Raw genomic sequence first — 21813 nt, 5'->3', positions numbered from 1 at the left:
TCGTTCGCGTACTCTCGAATCGGCGGGTCGTTGTCGCCGATTTGGTGGGGTAGGTCCTGCTGCTTCGCTTCTCCGAGCGACCCGCTTTCGCCCGACACGCTCTTCGGCTTCTCGAAGATCGAGGAAGACGCGAGGGCCTCTATAGATACTGTCACTCGAAGTGTACGACTCGGGGATCAGGTCTAGGAGGCGCTTGTCTTCCATCGCCCGGTCCGAGCGATGTCGATGAGCCCAGGCGTAGGAGCCGCTCCTCGCGATTCCCAGCACATCCACATCTGATTGGCCCGAGGAGCGTTCACGCTGCGCGTTGTAATCGCATGCAAAGGCCCGGGACGCGAATCGCGTCTCGGTCAACAGCGATGATCGGGTCGAGGACTTTCCGGACCGGAGCCGCCGACGAGAGAGGCGAGAGCGCAACCGCGAGATGGTTCGATCAGACCGGTAGCGCTGTTACCTGCCTGCGCAGTTCGGACCTGCAGGCGATGGCGATTCGGCGAGAAGGCGATGTGCTGCGGGCTTGCCATCGGCGATGCCGCACGTCAGTACGAACGGGCCCATGTCTTGGCGGCCATCCCCCCAAACGAACGGCCGTGACCTAGGAAAGTTCGAGTCCCTCGAGTTGGCCCTTCGCCCGCCAATCTCGGAGAAGCGCAAAGAACGCCTCGAAGCCTTCCGGGTAGAAGCCAGCCAGCCAGCCCTCGCTCTCGCCGACCTTCCCTTCGTCGTTGAAGTATCCGGGAGTACAGTTCGCCTGAATTTCCAGGAAGCTGTTTCCCTTTCCGATCTCTGCGCACCATGCGTTCTCCGCCTGCTGTGTCGTCTCGACCGTCGTGGCCCCTCGATTCAGCGCTTCGCGGATGACGTAGGCGAGGTGCTGCGTCTGTTCATTGATGGTATGCGGGATGTTCGGAGTGAGCCCGCTCTGGAATCCCATCATAAAGAAGCAGTTGGGGAAGCCGCGCGTGAAGAAACTCTGGAATGTTGACGTGCGCTCAGCCCACTTGTCGCTCAGTTTCTGCCCGCCGCGTCCCACTACCTCGTACCCAGCTCGCCGCGTGTAGTTCGTGCTGACATCGAACCCGGTCGCGAAGATCAGGCAGTCGACTTCGTATTCGCGTCCGTTCGCCACGACGCCGCGAGTGGTGATCCGCTCCACGCCCCTTCCCTCTGTATCGACCAGTGTGACGTTGGGTCGATTGAATGTCGGCAGATACTCGTCGTGGAAGCAGGGGCGTTTGCACAGGTACCGATACCAAGGCTTGAGGCCTTCCGCTGTTGCAGGATCTTCGACGACCTCGTCGACCCGTGCCCGGACACGCTCCATCTTCTCGAGGTCTACTCGCTCTGCGATGAGTGCGATCTCGTCTTGCGTGAGGTCAGCCGCGTTGGGGAGGGTCGCGAGGACGTCGTACAGGCCTCGAGTAAGCTCGGTCCATCGATCGCCGACCAGATCTTCGTCCTGCGCTCCGCCGTCCATCAGAATGTTGAAGTTGTCCATTCGCCGTCTCTGCCACCCGGGCTCGAGCGTCCTTGCGAAGTCGGGATCCGTCGGAGCGTTGTCGCGCACGTCAACGGAGGACGGCGTCCTCTGAAACACGTAGACGTGGCCAGCATCGCGGCCAAGGTGGGGAACACACTGGATGGCCGTCGCTCCGGTACCGATCACACCTACCCGCTTGTCTGCGAGGTTTGTGAGGCCCCCCGTCGTGTCGCCCCCGGTGTAATCATAGTCCCAGCGGCTCGTATGGAAGGCGTGTCCGGCGAAGTCGTCGAGTCCGGGAATCCCTGGCAGCTTCGGGGTCGAATAGGGTCCGTTTGCCATGCAGACGAATCTCGCGCGGATGCGATCGTCTCGGTCGGTGCGGACGATCCAACGCCTCGCTTCTTCGTCCCAATCGAGCGCGCGCACCTGGGTCTGGAAGACGGCACGTTCGTAGAGGCCGTAGTGGCGGCCGATCGCCTGCGCGTGCGCGAATATCTCGGGTCCATGTGCGTACTTCTCCGTAGGGACATACCCGAGCTCCTCGAGCAGTGGCATGTATACGTACGACTCCACGTCGCATTGGACGCCCGGATAGCGGTTCCAGTACCAGGTGCCGCCGAAGTCTCCCGCTGCCTCGACGATCCGGAAGTCGTCGATTTTCGCCTCGCGGAGCCGAGCGCCCATGAGGAGGCCACCGAATCCGCCGCCGATGATCACGACCTCGGGTTCATCTTCGATCGGCTCTCTTGTGAAGCCCGGTTCAACGTACGGGTCGATCGCGTTGTGTGTTCCCTTGGTTGCCATCTTGCGAAACTGCGAAGGGCCGTCTGCTCGCAGTCGTTTGTCCCGCTCTCGACGGTACTTTTCGCGCGCGGCTGCTAAGTCCGCGTCCAGTTCGAGAAGGTTCTTGGCGGTAAGTCGAGAAGGCTTCATCGCTATCACTTCCGTCCTTTGTCGGGATTCGTATCGGAATCGTTGACCCTCAGACAGATTCCGAAGAGGAGACATTCGAATGCATCCAGCGAGAGGCGCTCTGCGTTCGGCTTCTCTGTTCCGGACACGACGCGCTCGGCATAGGCCAGGTGGATCTCCGTCACCGCGTCGGCCATTGCGTCGACCGAGAGGTCCAGTCGCACCTCGCCCGTGGTGATTCCGGACTCGAGGCATTGCTTGATCTGCGCCTTCAGCGTCGCGTTGGTCCGCTCGACGATGTCGCTGTACGACGCCAGCAGGAGTCGGCTCTCCTTTGCGAGCAGGCCTCTGAGAAGTGGACTGCGGCGGGCGTAGTCGAGCGAGGCGCGGTGCATCCGGCGAAGCGCCTCTGCGACGCCCGCGCTGTCCTCGGCGGCGGGGGCCTCAATCGCCGCTGAAAGCTCGCGCAAGAGTTCGTCGTTCCAGGTCTTCACGAGTCGGCTGATCACGACTTCGTAGAGCTGCTCTTTGGACTCGAAGTAGCGGTAGACGAGGGGCTTCGAGACCTGCGCGCCCGCCGCGATGTCGACGACCGACGTCTTGCGGAACCCGAGCGTTCCGAAGCAGCTCTCGGCGGAGGCGAGAATACGGCGGTAGGCGGCTGTGTCTCGATGCGGAGATCTATCGTGACTCGACGGCATTGCCAAAGTATACGATTACAGACAAATAAGTAAACAAAGATCTCCGCCCGACGAGACCCTCAGGGACCGCGGGCACCTCCGGACCGGAGGCAAGGGGAGCCCGTGTGAAGAGAATCTCCAGCGGTGGCAATGAGTTACGGGTGCGCAAGAGACTCGGGGTGCCCGAGCCCGGCGGCGGCGGGGTCTCCACCCGGATCGTGGAGTCGAGGGCTTGTCGTAGCGACCTCAGCGTCGCCAACGGAACGGTTCCGTTCGAAACCCCCGCCGTCCTCGGGCACGAGGGAGCGGGCACGGTCGAACGAATCGGGCCACGTGTGAATCACCTCGCGACCGGAGATCGCGTCGTGCTCGCCACCCGCAGAAACTGTGGGACGTGCGCGCATCGCGATCGGCTCGGCCCACGATGCGTCGCAGCACGTTCGCTGCCGGCTCCGCTGATCCGCGTGGAGGAACGCGATCTGCCCAGAGACGAGGACATCGAGGTCTGCCGAGCCTCGCTGCCGCCGCTTCATCGGCACGATTCTATTCCACAGACATCTTCCAGCTGGCCTGTCCACCGGCATGACTCCGGGGGCAACGGCCAGTAGCGCACTGGTCGGTTGGGAGAGCAGATCTCTTCGGCTCAGGCTGCCTAGCTGAGAGAGATCGACCGGGTCATCTCCAACAAGCGATCGCCCATCGCAGCAACATCGCTCGAGTCGAGTCCGCTCTCGAAGACCTGGAGCGAAACGGCGACAGACACGTCGCCGTGGCGATCGAAGACCGGCGCGGTGATCGTGCTGATGCTCTGCTGTCGTCCGTCCGCTTCGCGGAATTGGTACGAAGCTCGCCCCAGCTCTCCGATGGTCTCGTGCAGCTTCTGTCGCAGATTTTCAGAATGCGGATCATCCGCCAGCTCCACGATCAGATCACCCAGCCGACGACGACCCGAGAACTCGAGGGCGACGCTGTAGCCGCGATTCCGAACCCTTTCGAGTCCTTCTCGAGCTCTTCGCTGCTCGTCGTCGTTGGTGCTTCCCCGTAGCAGCCAACGGTCGATCTCGTCCTCGGGCGCCCACGCGACGAATGCGGAGACAAGCGGCGCCATGATGGGAATTCGCTGGCCGACTTCGGGTGGATCGATCTTCGCGCGGCGGGCTCCTGTGCGGGCAATACACAGCGCGTCCGAGCCGGCACGGACGAGCGCGACCGCCCCGATACCCAGCGCCTTCGCGAGTCTCGACATCTCGATACGGGTCTCGTCGACGAGCGGATTCTTGCGGAGCGCCGCATCGCCGATCGCGACCAGCGCGGCGCCCAGCGAGAACGTGCGGTCCTTCGGGTCGCGCCGGAGGTAGCCGCATTCCGTCAGCGCCATCAGGAGGTTGTGCGCCGACGCCTTGTTGATGTCGAGCCGGCTGGATAGCTCCGAGTACGTGAGTGTCTCGTCGGGGTGAGCCGCAAGAAAATTGAGAAGGTCGGCAGCACGAGTCGCAGAGAGGGCGCGTCGAGACACAGAGTCGAAGGTTACCATTGCGATAAGAATCTCGCCATTGCAACCGACGAAGGTCTGGGACACCAGGCAAATTCGCGGAATCGGGCGACTTCCCCGCCCCGAGGAGCGAGATCATGGACCAACAGATCGATGCAGCTTTCATCCGCCGGGCCGTCGAAGCCTCCGACCTTGCCGCGCTTCGCATAGCTCTGTACCAGGCGACGGGCGATCCCGAGCTCGCCGAACTCGGCCCCGTGGAGATCCTCGACGACGCGAGTCGCGCGCGGCTGGCCGACCGCGCCGCGTATCTGCTGGAAACCCGGATCGGCACCCTCGAGCGGCGCGTCCCCACAGACGAGGAGCTCCGCAAGCTGATGGATCTCGTGCTCGGCGTCCCCACGCGAGACGAGCATTTCGAGGTCCGGCGGAAGTTTCTGGCCTTCGAACCGTACCCGTTCCAGTTTGAGCGATCGTCGGGCAGCGCGGCAGCTCCCGAGCAATTCGAGGTCGCGATCATCGGCGCCGGTCCGGCCGGAATCGCAATGGCTGTTCAGCTCCAACGACTCGGCATCCCCTACGTCCTCTACGACCGACGCGGTGAGATCGGCGGGACCTGGAGCATTCACAAGTACCCCGACATCCGCGTCGACACGCTCAGCATCACCTACGAGTTCAGCTTCGACGATGAGTACCCGTGGACTGAGTACTTCGCGCGCGGGGAGGAGGTCAGAGCCTACCTCGAGTTCATCGCCGAGAAATACGGCGTTCGCGAACACATCCGCTTCGGCCACGACCTCGAAGACGCACGCTTCGATGACGACGAGTCGAAATGGCATCTCGCGTTCCAGGGACCCGACGGGCGACGCGTCGAGCACGCCGCGAACGTCGTGATCAGCGCGGCCGGAATCTTCTCTACGCCCAAGCTGCCGGACATCGAGGGAATCGACGAGTTCGAGGGCACGATTCTCCATCCCACACAGTGGACGCGCGAGCACGACGTTCGAGGAATGCGCGTCGCCGTCGTGGGGAACGGATCGACGGGCGTCCAGCTCGTCTCACCCGTGGCCGAGCACGCCGATCACGTCCGCGTCTTCCAACGCACGCCTCAGTGGATCGCCCCGCGGCCCAACTACGGACGAGCGGTCGAGCCCGAAGTCCGGTGGTTGCTCGACAACCTTCCGGGCTACTGGAACTGGAGTCGCTTCACTTCGATTATCGGGCTCATGACCTGGCACGAGGACTACCTAACGCCGGATCCCGAGTGGGAAGAGCAGGGCGGGCATATCTCGCAAAAGAGCGAAGAGTTGCGCGACTCGCTGATCGCCTACATCAAGGAGCAGATCGGCGATAGGCCGGACCTGCTCGAGAATCTGGTTCCCGACTACGCGCCGATGGTCCGCCGGCCGGTGGTCGACAATGGTTGGTACAAGGCGCTCACTCGGGAGAATGTCGATCTCGTCACTTCAGGAATCGAACGACTCACGAAGAGGGGGATCGAGACTACCGACGGGAAGCACTTCGAGGTGGACCTTGTCGTCTTCGCGACAGGCTTCGAAGTCGAAAAGTTCCTCTGGCCCGCCGAGTATCACGGGCGAGAGGGTGTGAATCTGCGGGACTACTGGGCGCCTGAGAGCCCACGCGCCTATCTCGGCATGATGGTTCCGCGATTCCCGAACTTCTTCATGCTCTACGGACCCAACTCCCAGCCCGTCTCGGGCGGCATCTCCTTGCCTTCCTGGTTCCAGATCTGGGCGGCCTATATCGCGCAATGTCTCCAGACGATGTTCGAGGAAGGACATGCAAACGTCGAGGTGACGGAGACGGCGTTCGAGGCGCACAACACACACCTCGATACGGTGGCGTCGAGACTCGCCTTTATCAAGGACACTCGCTCCGTCGATCGAAACTACTACGTCGATGCTGCGGGCAGACTGCTCGTGAGCTCGCCGTATGAGACCGCCGAACTCTACGCGATGCAGCGGGAGCCAAATCTTGACGAGCTGAAGTTCGGATCGTGACGACTGGTAGGAGGGCGCGACCCAACCGTATCCGCGAAGTCGCGTTGCGATCGGCGCGTGCCGAGCAGGGGGCGAGTAGATGAGCGCCAAGGACGGACGAAACGAGAAGCGACGGTTGATGACGTTTCGCGAATCGCCGTCGCCCCCGGCCCGCGACCTGGAGGCGACGGTCCGCTGGCTGCAGGATCGTGAGGTGATAAAGAACCTCTACCGTGGCTACGCATATGGCGTCGATTCGATCGACTTCGACCTGGTGCGCACCGTCTTCCATCCGGACTGCGTGTGCGTCGGGCCTGCCGAGTCAGGCCAGCTCGACGCGTACCTGGACGGGATGGAGGAGGCCCTGCACGCGTGGGACGCCTCGATGCACTTCGTCGGCAACCAGTACGTCGAGATCGACGGCGACGAGGGATGCGTCGGGAGCTTGGTCGTCGGGTACCACATAGAGGCGGACGACAGCCCGCTGGAACATCTCGTGCTGGGGCTCCGGTACCAGGACGATCTCGTACGCGATGGCGAAGATTGGAAGATCATTCGACGCGAGACCGCCAAACAATGGCATACCGGCCACTTCCCACGTCCGTTCGTCGGCCCGCCGCCGTATCCGCGCGGTGGTCTTGAATCCTAGTTGTCCGCCGAAGACTGAGGCGACGAAGACATTCATGAGCTGGATCCCAACCAGGTGTCTTGCCTGTTCGAGGCCACCCTGTCTCGCCGTGAATGTTTCCCGAGTCACCAGTCATTTCGCCTCCGCGCGCAAGTCCATAGATTGCGCGCGGGTACGCCGAAGATTCTGCCGCCCTTTTGGGCCCAGTCGTGCGGTCATTTGGCGTGCGATGGCGGCCTTCGTAGGTCGTCGAGCCGGGTTACGGGGAACCCGGTGACGAACCGGTGGGGCTTTAATGAGGGCTAAGCGTTCTTCTCCGCTGCACGCGAGCGACGCCGCAAACCGAGGGGATTCAGGGCTCCAGCCGGGCCCATAGATCGCGCACGCCGCGGAACACACACCCTGAGAACACCGCGGGCCGCTCGGGTATCAGCTCCATATCCGGGAAGTGCTCGAAGGCGAGCTTGATGGCGATCTCGAGCTCTCGGCGCGCGAGGTGCGATCCCAGACAGAAGTGCTCGCCGTGGCCGAAGGCGAGATTCAGGTTCTTGTTCGTCCGATCGGGGTCGAAACGTCGAGGATCGGGGAACACGTCGGGGTCGTGGTTCGCCGCGGTGATCCCGAAGAGCATTGGCGTGCCGGCCGCAATCTTGACGCCGCCAAACTCGACGTCCGCGCTGCAACAGCGCGGCTGGAGAGCAACCGGTGCCTGCCAGCGCAGACCCTCGAGCACGAGGTCGTCGCGGTCCTGATCCGTCCCGCGTACTCGTTCCCGCATGCCCGGCGTCGACAGGATGGCGTAGAGAAGGCTGCCCAGATTCTTGTAGGCCGTGTCGGAACCAGCGGGAAAAAGCTGGAGGCAGAACGCGAAGATCTCGGCGTCGCTGAGCCGTTTGCCGTCGATCTCCGCGGTGGTCAGCAAAGCAAGGACGTCGTCTGCAGGCTCGTCACGGCGATCGTTGAGGATCGGCCGGAGATAGTCCTCGAACTGCCTGCGTGCGCGCAAGGCGCCGTCGGGATCCCACGGGTAGTCGATCACTTTGAGTGCCCACTCGAGAAACTGCGCTTCGTCGTGGATTGGCAGTCCGAGGAGGCGCGTGATCACCGAGAACGGAAAGGGCCGTGCGAATCGCTCAATCAGGTCGACTTCGCGTCTCCCCTCGAGCGCCCCGAGGCGCCGTACTGCCTCCTCCGTGATGCAGCCCTCGATGTAGCTCTTGACCTGGCGGGGAAGGAAGGGGCGCGAGACGAGCTGGCGATTGATGCGATGCTCCTCGCCGTCCATGGCCTGGATCGTTCGGCCTTGACTTGGCTCGGCGAACACCTTGTAAAAGGCAGACGACGCGAAATGCTCCTCATCGGCGAAAGCCTGCTTGACCGCGTCGTAGCGCGTGATGAGATACGCGAGTTTGCCGTGGTAGCGGACAGGGACGACTGGCCCTTGCGCCCGGAGGTCGTCAAGCACCTCGTGGAGATTGGGCGCGTCTGCATAGGCGAAATCCATATCGGGCAGTACGGGGCTTGCGTCCATGATCGCCTCACTCGACCTATATGATTGATCAGTATAAATATTTATACCACGGGTATGGAATAGGTTACCATAGCACGCATGCCTCCGCCGAAAAATGCGCGAGCCGCCGCCGCAGCGAGCGCGCCCTCGAATCCGACCCGAAGAGTACTCGCGATCGTCGATCTCCTGACGGCGCACCCGGCAGAGAGCTTTGGGTTGACAGAACTCTGCCGTCGCCTGCAGCTGAACAAGCGAACGTGCCACGCCATCCTGAATACGCTCGCTTCTGCCGGATACTTGGCGCAGGATCCGGCGACCCGCGCCTACCGTTTGGGGCCTTCGATGATTGCCGCCGGGGCGGCAGCGGCGAGTCGCATCCCGCTCGTCGATCGTGCGCGAGAAGCGATGCGTGCCCTCGGTGACGAGCTCGGACTGCCGAGCTCACTGCTCGTTCGCGGCGGCAATGCTTTCGTGTTCGTCGATCGCCATGCCCTGCCCGACCCGCTCGCGGAAACGATCCACGTGGGTTTCCGACTCCCACTCCAGGCACCGCTCGGGGCTTCGCTGATGGCCTGGTCGAGTCGCAAGGACTTCGACGCCTGGGCGAGCGGACTCGGCGGCATCGTCGCGCGCCGCGGTATCGAAAAGTCGATCGCAGCGATCCGCGAGAGGGGCTTCGAGGTAACGCTGCGAACCACCGCGGAGGCGAGGCTCTTTGAAGAGCTGAGGGAGCTGCGACTGCGGGTGAACCGTCCCGACGTCGGCGACGTTTCCGCCCGAATCGTTCCCCTGTTTCGAAAGGAGACCTACCTCCTCGACGAAATCGATCGCGACGCAACCTATTCGGTCAGCTGCATAACCGCACCGATTCATGGCGCCGCCCCTCATCCCGGAATCGCGATTGCACTCGGTGGACCCAGTCTCGACTTGAGGGGGCGCGAAATCGAGGAAATCGGCGCTCGTCTGCTGGCTCGGATTCGGTCATTCCACGACGATACGGAGCGCGACGCTCACGCTTGAGATCTGTTGCAAGGCAGGTGTAGTTCTATTCGATCGCAAGCCACGCCGAGAGCCCCTTCAGATGGGAGTCTCAATTCGCGCGACGAGATCGGCCGGGCGCCCAGCCGCCGCGAGCGCAATACCGCTGCTGAAACTGATCAGAGACGTCCCCTCAGTCACTCCGCACGAACAGCAGTTCGCCGCTCTGAGGAAGCGCAAAGATCGTCACGCCGCCGTCCCCTGAGACGACCATACTCGGACCGCTGACCCACTCGTCCGTGGTCGTGATTCGTCGTTCCAGCCGAATCGAGCCGTCTCGTTCGAAGATCACTAACCGACTTGTCCCGTCGTCCGGTCCGGTCGGGACGCGATTGGACGAGAGAACGTGATAGCTACCGTCCGGCGCGCGCTCGACGCCCTGCACGTAGCCTGTGACTGGCCATAGCGCAGTTCCATCGCTCGGATTCGCAAGCAAACCCACCTGCAACCCCTGCGTACGCTCCTCGGCAACGGCCAGCTGCTTGCCGTATCGTCCTATCGCGAGATCCAACGTGTCGCGCGCGGGGAATCCGTCAGGCAACTCTATCCGCTCGTTGTAGACGCGATCTGTCGGCTCGTCGAACGCGAAGTAGTAGCACTGCGGCGCTGGAATCGATCTCCGGATGTCGCAGTAGCGGTGTCCGTCCTCGCTGCGAGACACTTGGTTCTCGACTGCGTATCCAACGCCGATTCTCTCCGAGAGGCCGCGTGTCGACTCGCGGAAGAACCAGTAGGTGGGCTTGAGAAACCGCGTGCTTTGTGTCGTCAGCCGCGCAAAGCCATTGCCAAGGTTCACAGGAACGCTGACATCGGCGCTCGGATTCCAGGCGTCGCGGCGCGTCCAGTCGTCGAGGTCGACCGTATAGATCAGGCCGTCCTCGGCGCTCTCGACGTAGAGTTCGCTCCCGTCCTCAGCGATCTCGATCTCCGAGATCGACGTGCTCGCGACATCGAGGATCGTGCCAACCAAGGATCCAGTGTCCACGTTATACACATCGATGTCGCCGACATCGACTCTCGCAAGGTAGACGTAGGGACGCGCCGGATCCGCGATCATCTGGACCCCACCGTCCCCGTAGCTCACCCGCGCGAGCTCCGCCGGATCAGTACTCCCGCGACGAAGAGAAACGCGGACCGTCCTTGTGGTCGGCGCGATGTCCGGATGAGTACTTGAAATCTGGACGAAGCCTTCGTGGGTTTCGTCCAGTCCGAGGCTCGCCGGATCGGCGGTAACGACGATTGCATCGGTGGCCGGGTCCCGGGCGATCGAGAGCCAGACTTCATCCGTAGTCCCAGACCATTCGGAAAGCGGTTCGCCGTAGCGGTCTACCGCGTAGATCACGTGGCTTCGCGTCCCACGCGTCGGAAAATCCGTCAGAGCGACGACGCTTGTCGGAACGTGGAACTCGGGTTCGGGCACGATCGCCTCGACCCCGAGCGCATGCGTGAACGTCTCACCCGCGGCGAAGAGATCGAGATCAATGCGTCCGCGCCGTACCCCGGCCGCAATGCCGAGCGGCGCTGGGTCGACCAGATCGAGGATTAGGTAGCGGTTCTCGATCGAGAGATCTGACTGGTTCTTCACGAAGGGTGGTGCGGAGTACTCAAACACTCCAGGTCCCGGGAGGACGTCGTGCGTCGCGAGCGTCAGGTTCTCGCTGGAACTCGGCAGGCTCAGTCGGACCCACTCCTCAAGCCCATCCCAGGGCGCAGAACCCGAACGCGCCCTCCGCCAAGTGAAAGTCCCATCGAATGTGACGGGGTTGGGCTCGATCGTGAGCTCCGGCGGGACGATGTTGAGCGTGTAGAAACCGATCAGCTCCTCTCTCGTGACCTGATTCTCCACACGGAACTGCGCGTCATAGCTACCGAGACCCAGCCCGTCGGGCTCGACTCTGAAGAGAAACCCGCCCTCGCCATAGCCAGACGTCGTCTCCAACGTCACCCAGGGAGCATCCGAATCCACTGTCCATTCGAAGCCTTCGCCGCGGACCGTGAACCCGTTCGTGAACGTGATATCGGAACGGGCTCCCAGAGCGATGTCCTGAATGACCGGGTTAGTGCGAAACGAGAGTCGATCGTAGAAGCGCGGATCCGTGGGGTAGTCGTCGTCGTCGTCCAAGATCCCGTCGTTGTCATCGTCTGCGTCCTCGCCGTCAACCACTCCGTCGCCATCCGCATCCTCGGGCGTCGAGACATGTCGCGGGAACAGGTCATCCGCGTCGAGGATGCCGTCGCCGTCATCATCAGGATCGGCCTTGTCCCCAATGCCGTCTTTGTCTGTATCTCGCCACTCGAGGGGATCATCGGGGAAGTCGTCGACGACATCCGCGATGCCGTCCGAATCCCGATCGCTCCCGCTGAAGGACGAGAGCTGGCTCGTTGCCCCCGGCTGCCATTGGTAGGCGATGCCGACGCCTTCGACGAAGACGAACGAGATGCGAAACGGAACCGAGGCCGTGAGACCCGAAACCGTCGTCGTGACGACGAGATCGACGTGGACCGAATGCCCGTCGAAGTCTCCTAGGGGAACGCTGATCGGCACGTATCCCCGGTACTCCACAGTTCCGGTCACGGAGATGGATTGTTCGCCGTAGGTAGGAACAATGTTCACGGATCCCCCAGCCAAGAACGATCGCTCGATGTCCGCGCGCATTCCGTCCTGCCAAAGGAGGAGATCCTGGTCGAAGATGACATCCGCGGTGAAGCTGCCGACGCCGCTGACCGAGACTCGCGGTGAGTAGAAGCCGCGCAGGCCGATCGAGTCTCGTGAGGTCACGAAGTAGAGTCGTGAATCGTTCGGGTAATCGAGGACGTTGACCTGCTCGCCATCGACGACCCGGATCCCGTCAAAGCGAACGACGCCTGACGGGTGCGTATAGGTCCATTCGAGTCCCGAGTCGGTGGGGAGAAACGCCGACGATTCGAGGCTTGCCGCGACGGAGACCGTCGGCGCGCTGGCGCCGCCGCCACCGCCGGGGCATCCCAGGTGCAAGAGCACGGTCAGCGCGGATGCAAAGAGTTCAAGGGAGCCGAACGGGCGCTTCGCCGCCGTTCGTTGGCGGTTGAATCTCAGTGTCATACTCGTTCTCTCGTTCTCTGCTTGATCAACTTCGACGGAGGACGAGCCCCACTCGCGTCCCGAGGAAAGGATTGTCACATGCGGACGTAGGCTCTGGGAAGAGTAGACACCAGCGCGTAGGGGGATTTGATCGATCGTCCCATTGGGCTCCAGTTTTCTGTGAGGAGCACCCGACTTGCATAGTGGTGACGTGGTGGTATTCGCGCAGGCGCCGGACAGCAAATCGCGGCAGTGGGACGATTCGTAATACCAAGTATTGCGGAGCAGTCCATCGTCCAAGCGTATCGACGAGGTGACGCGAGCCAGCAGAGGCGCGAGGATCGATCTGCAACCTGCACGGTCGCGTCGCTAGGTCGCCCTGATATCGGCGAATCGATCTGCTGGAATCCCCGGCTGGATCTCATCCAACCTGTAGTTGCTCCGTCTTGAATACCTGCGCCACTTTCGCAGCAGCGGATGAGACCGTCAGTACGTCGATTGTCCTTGCTACTCGACCCTCTCGACCGTCGACGGCGGTGGGCTCTTCGTTCCAACGTCCTACGACGCGTTCGAAATTCGAAGTGCTTCCTTGGTTGCCGTCAATGCTGACGGAGAGATTCGTCCGATAGTCGAGACCGTGCTCACCGGATTCGTCGTCGTCCCCGAGCCGACGACATCGACGTTGCTGCTTCTCGGATTCTCGATGCTCTCATTCGCCAACCGAAGGTAGGGGCTCCGTACGGTACGTAGCGCGAGGATGCGGCCGGGAGCTCAGGGACGCCTGACGGAACCCGGTCTGCGAGTCGCAGCGCGAGTCGCGCTGTGAACGGCGGTGCGAGATGCAGCAGCTCCGGCCCGCTTGTTCGCTGTGAACCCTCGGGAGTTCGAAGGCATACGCCCCTCCGTAGCGAGCTCCTGGTCCTCGGCAGGGGTCTCGTATCGCGCCGCAACGTCGAATCGGCGGAATGATCGATCCGACAGCTGCGGTCGCGTCGCTCGGGTCTCGGTTCGACCAGCCGTCGGACTGAACATGAAGTCGGATGTCCGACTTGGGCGGCGCGGCATTCGTCCTATGAGGGCCGCGTCGGAAGGTGAACCCAGCCCTTCATGAACTCCGTCTGGTGCTTCTTCAGGTTCGAATCGTCCACGACATACTCGGGCATCCGCTCGAGGAGCTGGCGCGTGAGCATCTCGCCCAAGAACGGGCCAAAGTTTCTACCGGCGCAGGTGTGCTCGCCCACACCGAACGAAATGTTGCGCTTCGGGTTCCGGTGGATATCGAACGTGTCGGGATTCGGGAACTCCCGCTCGTCGCGCGAAGCCGACGCGAGGATGAAGAGCACCCCCTGGCCGGGCTGCATCGTCTTTCCGTGGAACTCGATGGGCTTGGTGACGATGCGCCCCATCGACTGCGTGGTCGTGTCGATTCGGATCGCTTCGAGAAACGCCTGGCGCGCCAGCTCGGGATTCGCCGCCACCTCGGCACGCTGATCTGGGTTCTGATAGAGGCGATAGACCATCGACGGGAACCCCTTCGGGAACTGCGCGGGAGCGCCGAGCAGGAAGTTGAGGAGATGGTTCGCGATGACCTCGTCGCCCGTGTCGTGCAGCTCGCCAGCCTGTTCGAGACGCCCAAAGACGGCGATCAAACCGTCGCCCTCGAATCCGTTCGCCCGGCTCTTCGCGATGTGCTCCATCGCGATCCCCGCGGACTGCTCGTAGACGCCGACCGCCCGCTCAGCGATCTCATCAATGCCGATGTGAGCGAGTCGGTGGATCTCCGCGCCCAGCTCGTCCGGGAGTCCGCAGATCAGCGCGGTGAAGCGCGAGATGAACGGCCAGGCGACGTCGTGCACCATGTCGAACTCGTCGCGTTCTGCAGCCGCATCGATCAACTCGCGGCCGATCTCTTCCATTCGCGGCTTGATTCGCGCAATCGCCTTTGGTCCGAGGGATCGGCCCAGCGTTTTCATGATCTGCTTGTGCTCGATGTGGTCGAGATGGGAGATCATGACGACGGCCGGTTCGCGCGGCTCCTTCATGACGAGATTCGGGATGTCTCCGAACTTCGAGGTGAAATGCTCGTTCTCGCTGAAGCCGTCCCATACGTCCTGGAATCGCGACAGGGCCCAGCAGTTCCGCTTTTCGATGAAGTAGCAGGGCGCTTCGTCTCGCAGCCGCTTGTAGAGCGGGAGCGGGTCGTCGAGTGCTTCGGGCGAATAGGGATCGAAATCGAGCATGGCAGTGATCACTCCGTATGGAAGACGGCCGACGTGACCTGGAAACGAAGCGACGCCGTGTGTCCCTCGTTCCAGGCCGGCGGAGCACGGATTTGCCGCTTCTCCTGTCGCGCCGTCCGGGCTTGCAGGTTCCAGCGTGGAGCTCACCCGGAGACCACGCCCGAGTCGTTGTTATTACAATCAATGACTAAAATGTCAACGAAAATCACCAAAACCCTGGAGAATTACGAAATAGAATGACAAAATATGAACTCAATGTATCAAGATCGGGGTTCGAGCTTGGAGATGCGGCACTGAGGCCGGCCAAGTCCGATCCACAGTGATTCGGAGAACATCGGATGGTTGAGCTTGGAACGAATCTTCCTGAGAACCTTGTCGGATCCGACCACGGCGCGATCGCCGAATATCTGAAGGGTGTGGAGAGTCTTGGCTACTCCTACATCACGCTCGGCGACCATGTGCTCGGTGCCGACACGGATGCGCGGCCAGACTGGCGTCCCTACTTCGGTAAGCCGCCGCTCTACACACGGCATCACAAGTGGAACGAGCCTCTTGTCATGTTCGGCTACCTCGCCGGTCTGACCCGAACGCTCGAGCTATGCACAGGGATCCTCATCAGCGCCCAACGCCAGACGGCGCTTCTCGCCAAGCAGGCGGCGACGGTCGACAACCTGACGGGTGGTCGCGTGCGCTTCGTGATTGCGGTCGGCTGGAACGACGTCGAGTACGAAGCACTCGGTATCAATTTCTCGAAGCGAGGCGAGATCATCGAAGAACAGATGGAAGTCTTGCGACAGCTCTGGACGAACGAGGTGGTGACCTACAAGGGAAAGCACCACACGATCACCGCCGCCGGGATCAATCCGCTTCCGGTCCAGCAGCCGATCCCCCTTTGGATCGGCGGGCAATCGAAGCCCGTTCTGCGCCGGACCGGGCGACTCGCGGACGGGTGGTTCCCGACCTATCCGTACTTCAGCGAAGATCAGATTCATGAGGATCTCGGCGTGATTCACGATGCTGCGCGACAGGCGGGTCGCCGACCGGAGGACATCGATCTCGAGGGGATGATCTACTTCGCTGATCCACGATTCGAGGTCCCGCCGGGCGCGCGGAAGCCGCCGGTTGAGCTCGACGACTGCGTCGAGTACGCGAAATGGTGGAAAGATCTCGGCGCGACGCGGTACTGGGTAACCGCGCCGTGGGCCGACCTCGGACCCGACGAAACGGGCCAGCGGCTGCCGGAGAAGCGGGATCTCTATGCCGGAATCGAAACGCGCTTGCGGGCGTTGGAGGAATTCAAGAAGGCGCTGCCCGACGACTTCTGAGACGGCGGTCGAGTGCGTCCCGCCGCGTCTTCGGATCTCCCATGAACCCAGGAGCGGGTCGAGTTGCCTGCGCGTTCCTGGATGAAGGATGGCCTGAATGATTAAGAACGAGAAGATCCTCATTACCGGCGTCACGGGCGCGATCGCGTTGCCCGTCGCTCGTTTCCTGGCGAAGGACAATGAGGTCTGGGGGACTGCCCGCTTCACGAACGAAGCAGCCCGCCGGGAACTCGAGGAGGCGGGCGTGCGGACGGTTCCGCTCGACCTGGCCTCGGGCGATCTCGGCGCTCTGCCCGACGACGTCTCGCTCGTCCTCCACTACGCCTACACGCGCAAGGGGTCGGGCGAGTTCCACGAGGCAATCGAACTCAACGCGATCGCCGCGGGACGTGTCCTGCAGCATTGCCAGAACGCGCGGGCCGCGCTCGTCCTGTCCGCGGCGACACTCTATTCACGGAACGAGGACCCGCACCATCGATACGTCGAGACCGACGACATTGGTCTGGTTGCTGCGCCCTGGGCAGCGTCGAGTCCCGCCTCGAAAGTGACGCTCGAGGCCGTGGTGCGCTTCAGCGCCGAGGCCTTCGATTTTCCGGTGACGATCGCGAGACCTGCGTGTCCCTACGGCACGTCCCTCGATGTCGTCACGACGGTCGTCGATTCGGTCGCCGCGGGCCAGCCGGTCTACGTGACGAGCGACCCACAGCCCTACTCGGTGATCCACATCGATGACATGTGCCGCCAAGTCGGCGACCTACTGTTCGCCGCGGCAGTCCCCGCCACGATCGTCAATTGGGGCTCCGACGAGGTCGTCACGGTGCAGGAGATGGCCAAGCGCGCGGGCGAGATCTTTGGTGTGGAACCGAAGTTTGCGGCGATTCCCACGCCGAACGTCGCGCTCGGCGGCGTACTCGACACGACGCTACTGAACTCGATTGCGGCGCCCTGCAAGATCTCGTTCCGCGACGCGTTCGAGAAGATCTGTCTCGATCGCGTCAGCGCATTACTAGCCCGGAATTGACCATGAGGTGCTGCCCGGTGATCGTCGAGGCGCGATCCGAGGCCAGGAAGATCACGGCCTCGGCGACGTCCTCGTCGGTCGGAATCCGACCCAAGGGCATCGTGCTCGAGATCTCGGCGATGACGTCCTCCGGCGCGATCCCCCTGGCCTCGGCCGTCTCCGAGACGTAGCCCTCGAGCGCTGGGCCCCACATGTAAGTCGCGACGACTGTGTTCGCCCGAATATTGTCGGGTGCGAGTTCCTTCGCCATGAAATACATCGTGGTCATCAGCGCACCCTTCGCCGATGCGTACGCGACCTGCGGAATCATCGGAACGAAGCTCGACTGGGAGCCGATCAAGACGACAGAGCCACCGCCGGCGTCCTTCATGTAAGGTGCCGCGGCGAGGACGATCTGTGCGGATCCGACGACCGCGAGCTCATAGGCGTCCATCCAATCGTTTCGCGTCACCTCTGCAAGCCCGCCAAAGACGCGGTCGAGCGCGGCGACCTGCACGACCCCATCGATGCGCCCGAAGTGCTTCGCAGCCGCCTCCACGAGTGACCGACACTGCGACTGGTCGGTGATGTCCGTCGGGACAGTGAGGACGCGCTCTCCCTCAGGAGATAGCTCGGCCGCTATCAACTCGAGGTTCACCCGATTGCGAGCGGCGAGCACGACGTTCGCGCCCTCACGCAACGCAAGCCGTGCGATCTGGCTTCCCAAGCCCTGCCCCACACCAGCGATGACGATCGTCTTGTCCTTGAGCATTGGATTGGACTCCTTCTCGACCGGCCCGGCGACAGCTGGCATGCGCAGCCCTTTGGAGCAAGGCATTCCGCCACCCCACCCCACACCCATTCGTTCTGATTACTCGCGATCAAATTTCGTAATGACAAAAACGGGACCAGATCCTGTTTGATCAATAACGTTACGAAATTGTCAAAGAATGTCAACCTGCAGGCGAAGGGCATCTCTGTCGAATCGTGGGACGACTGCGCTGCCGGTGCCGACCGTCCCTCGGCCGATGTCAGAAGGATTGGGTGGGCGCCGCAGTGTCCGTGTACGGGAATCTGCGCGCTCCGGGCCGGAGCCCTCGACGAGGCGCGCCCCGATCTCGGAGAGCCGAGGGGGCGTGCGGGGCCGGCGTCGATCAGGCGCCCGAGTGGCTCTGGATAGGCGTGACGATTAGGCCGTGCAGCAGCGTCTCGAGGATCGCCTCGACGCGTCGCTCGCCCAACCCTGCGTCGTCGCCCGAAACGATGTGGTCGGCATAGGCCAGGAAGACCTCGCTCACGACGTGTGCAACGTCCTCGACGTTCAGGTCGCCGCGAACGTCGCCGCGTTGGACCCCGGCACGGAGGACGTTCGCGAGCAGCGTCCGAAGCATCTCGCTCCCCTGTTCGATCACGTCGCTGTAGTCGGCAAGGGCGCGCCGGGAGTCGCGCGCCAAGAGACCTCGGAGGACGTGTCGCTCGCGCGCAAAGTCGAGGGACGCGGTAAGCACCAGTCGAAGGGTGTGCGCGGTCCCGGGTGTCGTCCGCGAAGCCTCGGCAGTGAGCACCTCATTCCACTCGTGCAGGATGCGATCCACGACGGCTTCGAAGAGCTTCTCTTTGTCGGAGAAGTACCGATAGACCAGCGGTCGGGACGCGCCGGCGGCCTCTGCAATGTCACCGATCGTCGCCTTCTTGAAGCCGTTCGCACCGAACACGCCCTCCGCGGCGTCGAGAAGGGAATTTCGCCTCAGGTCTCGCTGTCGGGAGCGCGTATCGGAATCGGGTGATGCCCTGACCATCCGAGCAGAATGACATGGTCGACCGAAAACGTCAACAACTCTGTCCCAAAGCCAACCTAGTCGTGCGTGGCATAACACTCCTCCCGTTCTCGCACGTCGCCGAATGCCCTTGCCCGCTCTTGAGGTGGGCACCGACCCATTCTAGAAGCAACCATAGTCGGATTGATTCGCAGTGGGTTCACGTGCACGGACGGAGGCGTGCCAACATCGTTGAAGGAGCATCGCCACAAGCCTCGCTCCGAATGTCTCGATTTCTTGCCGGGGCTCGCGGATACCTCGATCAGCCCACCTCGATGTGCAGACCGCATTTCCCATGACCGCACACAAGACCCTACGCGTAGAACGCGTCGCGCGCGTGGGCCACAATGAGCACGTCGTCGGACTCCAGAAAACGAGACTCGTCGACCAAACTCGACGCGATCAAGCGGTTCGCACGAATATTCGTGCTTCGCCGGGTCGACCTAGAAGCTCCACTTCCCACGAAACAAGATGCGGTCGTTCTTCTCCCAGCGGTCGAGCGGCGGCAGATCTCCCTCTTGAAACAGCAGCACGCCCGCTCCAACAACCAGTCCGTCGAGAAGGTCGTAGTCGAGATCGACTCGAATGATCGATCCATCCCGAGCGTCGATCCCGAACAGCAAACCGAGGATCGAGCAGTGAAGTCGATCGTCGAAGAAACTTCGCGAAATCCGCAGCGCGACTTCCTGGGAATCCTGCCGAGCGAAATCGGGTGCCTCTCGGATGGCCGATCTGTGTCGAAAGATGTGCCGATTGGCGAAGTCGAGCGAGAGCGTCGTGTTCTCCAATCCGAAATATTCGACACCAGCGAGCCCATCGAATCGTAATCGCTCTCTCCTGTCGTTGAAGAACTCAAGGCCCCCCAGGAGGGCCACCTCCATCTTGAAGAGCCACCCTCCACGCACCAGGTTTCCGCTGCCGCCGACAAGCCAGAGGCGATCGTGAACGAGGGTCGTCGGAGATTGGTCTCGTCGGAGTCGAGGTCGATCGTTCCAGAACCACGCGCCATTCAGGGAAAGGTCCCAACCGCTGAAGGTCCCGACCAGGCTCGCCGCGACCTCGCTCTCCGCCACCGAGTCCGGCCGCTCCTCACCAAGTCCAGTGGAGCTGGGAAAGAAGTCGCTACCCGCGACGGGGCTACGATCGAATCGAATCTCCGGTATCCAGAGCGCCTGGAGGCGCCAGCTGGAAGCGAAAACATCCACGCGTGCCATCGCGACGGGCAGCCGCAGGTCTTCGAGATCGGCTCGCGCTGGTTCACGACTGTCGATTGGGTTGAGAACATCGAGTACGCGGAGCGTGTCAGATCGACCCCAGATTACGATTTGGCGTCCAAGCTTCAGCTCGACGTCGGAAGCGATCTCACCTCGAATCCAGGCTTCCCCCACGTCCGCGTCGAGCTCGTAGCGATTTCTCACCTGCTCGGTGTAGTTGCTGCGCCCATTGGCGAGATAGGCAGCATCCCAGAACCCCCAGCCCTCGACGCGAAGATCCCAATCGGCTGGAAGATCAAGCTCCAACGCCAGATTGAGCCGGCTTCGCAACCGCTGAAGGCCCGTGTAGTCGTTGCCTGCGGCCGACTCGTGGCGGATCGGGTTGATCGACCCCGAGATCTCGACGCTCCCCGACAGACCCCAAGCGCGACCGACAGTCTCGGGATCACCGGCTTCGCTGATGGGGACGGGCTCGTCCCAATCGAAGTCCTCGAAGTCTTCGTTGAAGTCCTCTCGCTCCGTAGCGATCGCCACGGACCCGGAGAGGGCCACCATGGCCGCTGAGAGTGCGCGCCCGAACTTCCGACCCAGCATCACCGTGATGCTCGGCTCAGAGACCCTTCTCGAGTCGTCGCAATGAGAAGAGATCGTCGTCGAGGTCCTGGTCGAATCGTGCCTCTCGAACGAGAAGGATCGTACGGTGAATCGTTGCTCGGCCCTCGCGGGTGGTCATGCTCATTTCCGTGGGAACCCAGATGCCATCGATCAGCTCGAGCGACTTCACGTCGAAGTACTTCGCTCGACTTCCCTTTGCGAGCCAATGCACGCTTCGCACCACGACATGGTTGTCCTGACGAACGAAGAGTATGGACCGCTCGTAGCCGGTCTCGTCACGCTCCCGATCAGTCGTTGGGACCGCTTCGATCTGCCAGACACGATGACCACGCAGCTCCGTCTCCTGCATGAGTCGATAGGCATTGTGATCGAGCGGGCGCCGCGACATGTCCGAATAGCTGAAGTCAGAGCCCATGAAGCTGCCGCTCTTATCCGAAGCCGCGAGGCGCTTGATTCGGTCGAGCGCCGGGAGGTAGAGCCACTGGTCGTCGTCACGTTCCGGATCGGCATAGTCATACGTAAGGAATCCGGTGCTGGCGACGTCCGCGGGACTTACGAAGAACATGATTGAGTACTCGTCCCGGCCCTCATCGCGGCCGTACGAGCGGAGCCTGCGCACTCGGCGCGAATCACGGCTGTCGATCAATATCATCTCGAGGTCGAGGATCGATCGATCTCCATCATCGCGCGCGTCGACACGTTCCATGATCCGCCGGGCATCGGAGTCGTCGACTGACCCCTCAGCAACGGTCGCTGTCGGCCACAAAATGAAGCTCGCGAACAGCATCCAGACCATCG

Annotated in this window: 15 protein-coding genes and 1 pseudogene; 6 read left to right on the top strand and 10 right to left on the bottom strand. The window is 62.4% G+C overall.

Annotated features, from left to right (window positions below; genetic code table 11):
* Positions 1-595: 595 nt before the first annotated feature.
* A complete protein-coding gene (locus NXI30_02730) occupies positions 596-2416 on the bottom strand; it encodes an NAD(P)/FAD-dependent oxidoreductase (protein ID MCR9093110.1) in 1821 nt (606 codons plus the stop codon).
* A 5-nt stretch (positions 2417-2421) separates the two neighbouring features.
* Positions 2422-3096 (bottom strand): TetR/AcrR family transcriptional regulator, encoded by a 675-nt coding sequence (locus tag NXI30_02725; GenBank protein MCR9093109.1) that lies wholly within the window; start codon positions 3094-3096, stop codon positions 2422-2424.
* Between the two features lie 197 nt (positions 3097-3293).
* Here NXI30_02725 and NXI30_02720 point away from each other — a divergent pair, with 197 nt between their 5' ends.
* Entirely contained in the window at positions 3294-3683 is a 390-nt protein-coding gene (locus NXI30_02720; protein ID MCR9093108.1) for an alcohol dehydrogenase catalytic domain-containing protein, read from the top strand.
* A 44-nt stretch (positions 3684-3727) separates the two neighbouring features.
* Here the strand turns inward: NXI30_02720 and NXI30_02715 are convergent, their stop codons facing one another.
* A complete protein-coding gene (locus tag NXI30_02715) occupies positions 3728-4654 on the bottom strand; it encodes a helix-turn-helix domain-containing protein (GenBank protein ID MCR9093107.1) in 927 nt (308 codons plus the stop codon).
* A 419-nt stretch (positions 4655-5073) separates the two neighbouring features.
* On the opposite strand from NXI30_02715, the pseudogene NXI30_02710 reads away from it, so the two are divergent.
* Positions 5074-6588: pseudogene (locus NXI30_02710) on the top strand (NAD(P)/FAD-dependent oxidoreductase).
* Between the two features lie 79 nt (positions 6589-6667).
* A complete protein-coding gene (locus NXI30_02705; protein MCR9093106.1) occupies positions 6668-7216 on the top strand; it encodes a nuclear transport factor 2 family protein in 549 nt (182 codons plus the stop codon).
* 331 nt (positions 7217-7547) lie between these two features.
* Here the strand turns inward: NXI30_02705 and NXI30_02700 are convergent, their stop codons facing one another.
* Entirely contained in the window at positions 7548-8726 is a 1179-nt protein-coding gene (locus tag NXI30_02700; GenBank protein ID MCR9093105.1) for a cytochrome P450, read from the bottom strand.
* 321 nt (positions 8727-9047) lie between these two features.
* Between NXI30_02700 and NXI30_02695 the strand changes: the two genes are divergently transcribed.
* Positions 9048-9725, top strand: a complete 678-nt coding sequence (locus NXI30_02695) for a hypothetical protein (GenBank protein ID MCR9093104.1) — start codon at positions 9048-9050, stop codon at positions 9723-9725.
* A gap of 151 nt (positions 9726-9876) precedes the next feature.
* On the opposite strand, the gene NXI30_02690 is transcribed toward NXI30_02695, so the two are convergent.
* Both NXI30_02690 and NXI30_02685 read right to left on the bottom strand, forming a co-directional pair.
* Positions 9877-12825, bottom strand: coding sequence for a hypothetical protein (locus NXI30_02690; protein ID MCR9093103.1), 2949 nt, complete (start codon positions 12823-12825; stop codon positions 9877-9879).
* A 1049-nt stretch (positions 12826-13874) separates the two neighbouring features.
* A complete protein-coding gene (locus NXI30_02685) occupies positions 13875-15044 on the bottom strand; it encodes a cytochrome P450 (GenBank protein MCR9093102.1) in 1170 nt (389 codons plus the stop codon).
* A 338-nt stretch (positions 15045-15382) separates the two neighbouring features.
* Between NXI30_02685 and NXI30_02680 the strand changes: the two genes are divergently transcribed.
* Both NXI30_02680 and NXI30_02675 read left to right on the top strand, forming a co-directional pair.
* A complete protein-coding gene (locus tag NXI30_02680; GenBank protein ID MCR9093101.1) occupies positions 15383-16369 on the top strand; it encodes an LLM class F420-dependent oxidoreductase in 987 nt (328 codons plus the stop codon).
* A 97-nt stretch (positions 16370-16466) separates the two neighbouring features.
* Positions 16467-17390, top strand: coding sequence for an NAD(P)-dependent oxidoreductase (locus tag NXI30_02675; GenBank protein ID MCR9093100.1), 924 nt, complete (start codon positions 16467-16469; stop codon positions 17388-17390).
* On the opposite strand, the gene NXI30_02670 is transcribed toward NXI30_02675, so the two are convergent.
* The 4 genes from NXI30_02670 to NXI30_02655 form a co-directional block, all read right to left on the bottom strand.
* Complete coding sequence (locus NXI30_02670; GenBank protein MCR9093099.1) at positions 17365-18141, bottom strand: SDR family oxidoreductase; 777 nt, start codon at positions 18139-18141, stop codon at positions 17365-17367. The two genes, NXI30_02675 and NXI30_02670, sit on opposite strands and share 26 nt — an antisense overlap.
* Before the next feature lie 382 nt (positions 18142-18523).
* A complete protein-coding gene (locus tag NXI30_02665; protein ID MCR9093098.1) occupies positions 18524-19168 on the bottom strand; it encodes a TetR/AcrR family transcriptional regulator in 645 nt (214 codons plus the stop codon).
* Between the two features lie 461 nt (positions 19169-19629).
* Complete coding sequence (locus NXI30_02660) at positions 19630-20994, bottom strand: hypothetical protein (GenBank protein ID MCR9093097.1); 1365 nt, start codon at positions 20992-20994, stop codon at positions 19630-19632.
* A 16-nt stretch (positions 20995-21010) separates the two neighbouring features.
* On the bottom strand, positions 21011-21811 hold the full coding sequence (locus NXI30_02655; GenBank protein MCR9093096.1) for an outer membrane lipoprotein-sorting protein: 801 nt from the start codon (positions 21809-21811) through the stop codon (positions 21011-21013).
* Between the last annotated feature and the right edge of the window lie 2 nt (positions 21812-21813).

The sequence above is a fragment of the bacterium genome (assembly GCA_024742285.1).
Taxonomy (GTDB): Bacteria; Myxococcota_A; UBA9160; order UBA9160; family UBA4427; genus UBA4427.
Note: the sequence above shows the minus strand (reverse complement) of the source record. Positions and strands in the feature narration are given on the sequence as shown.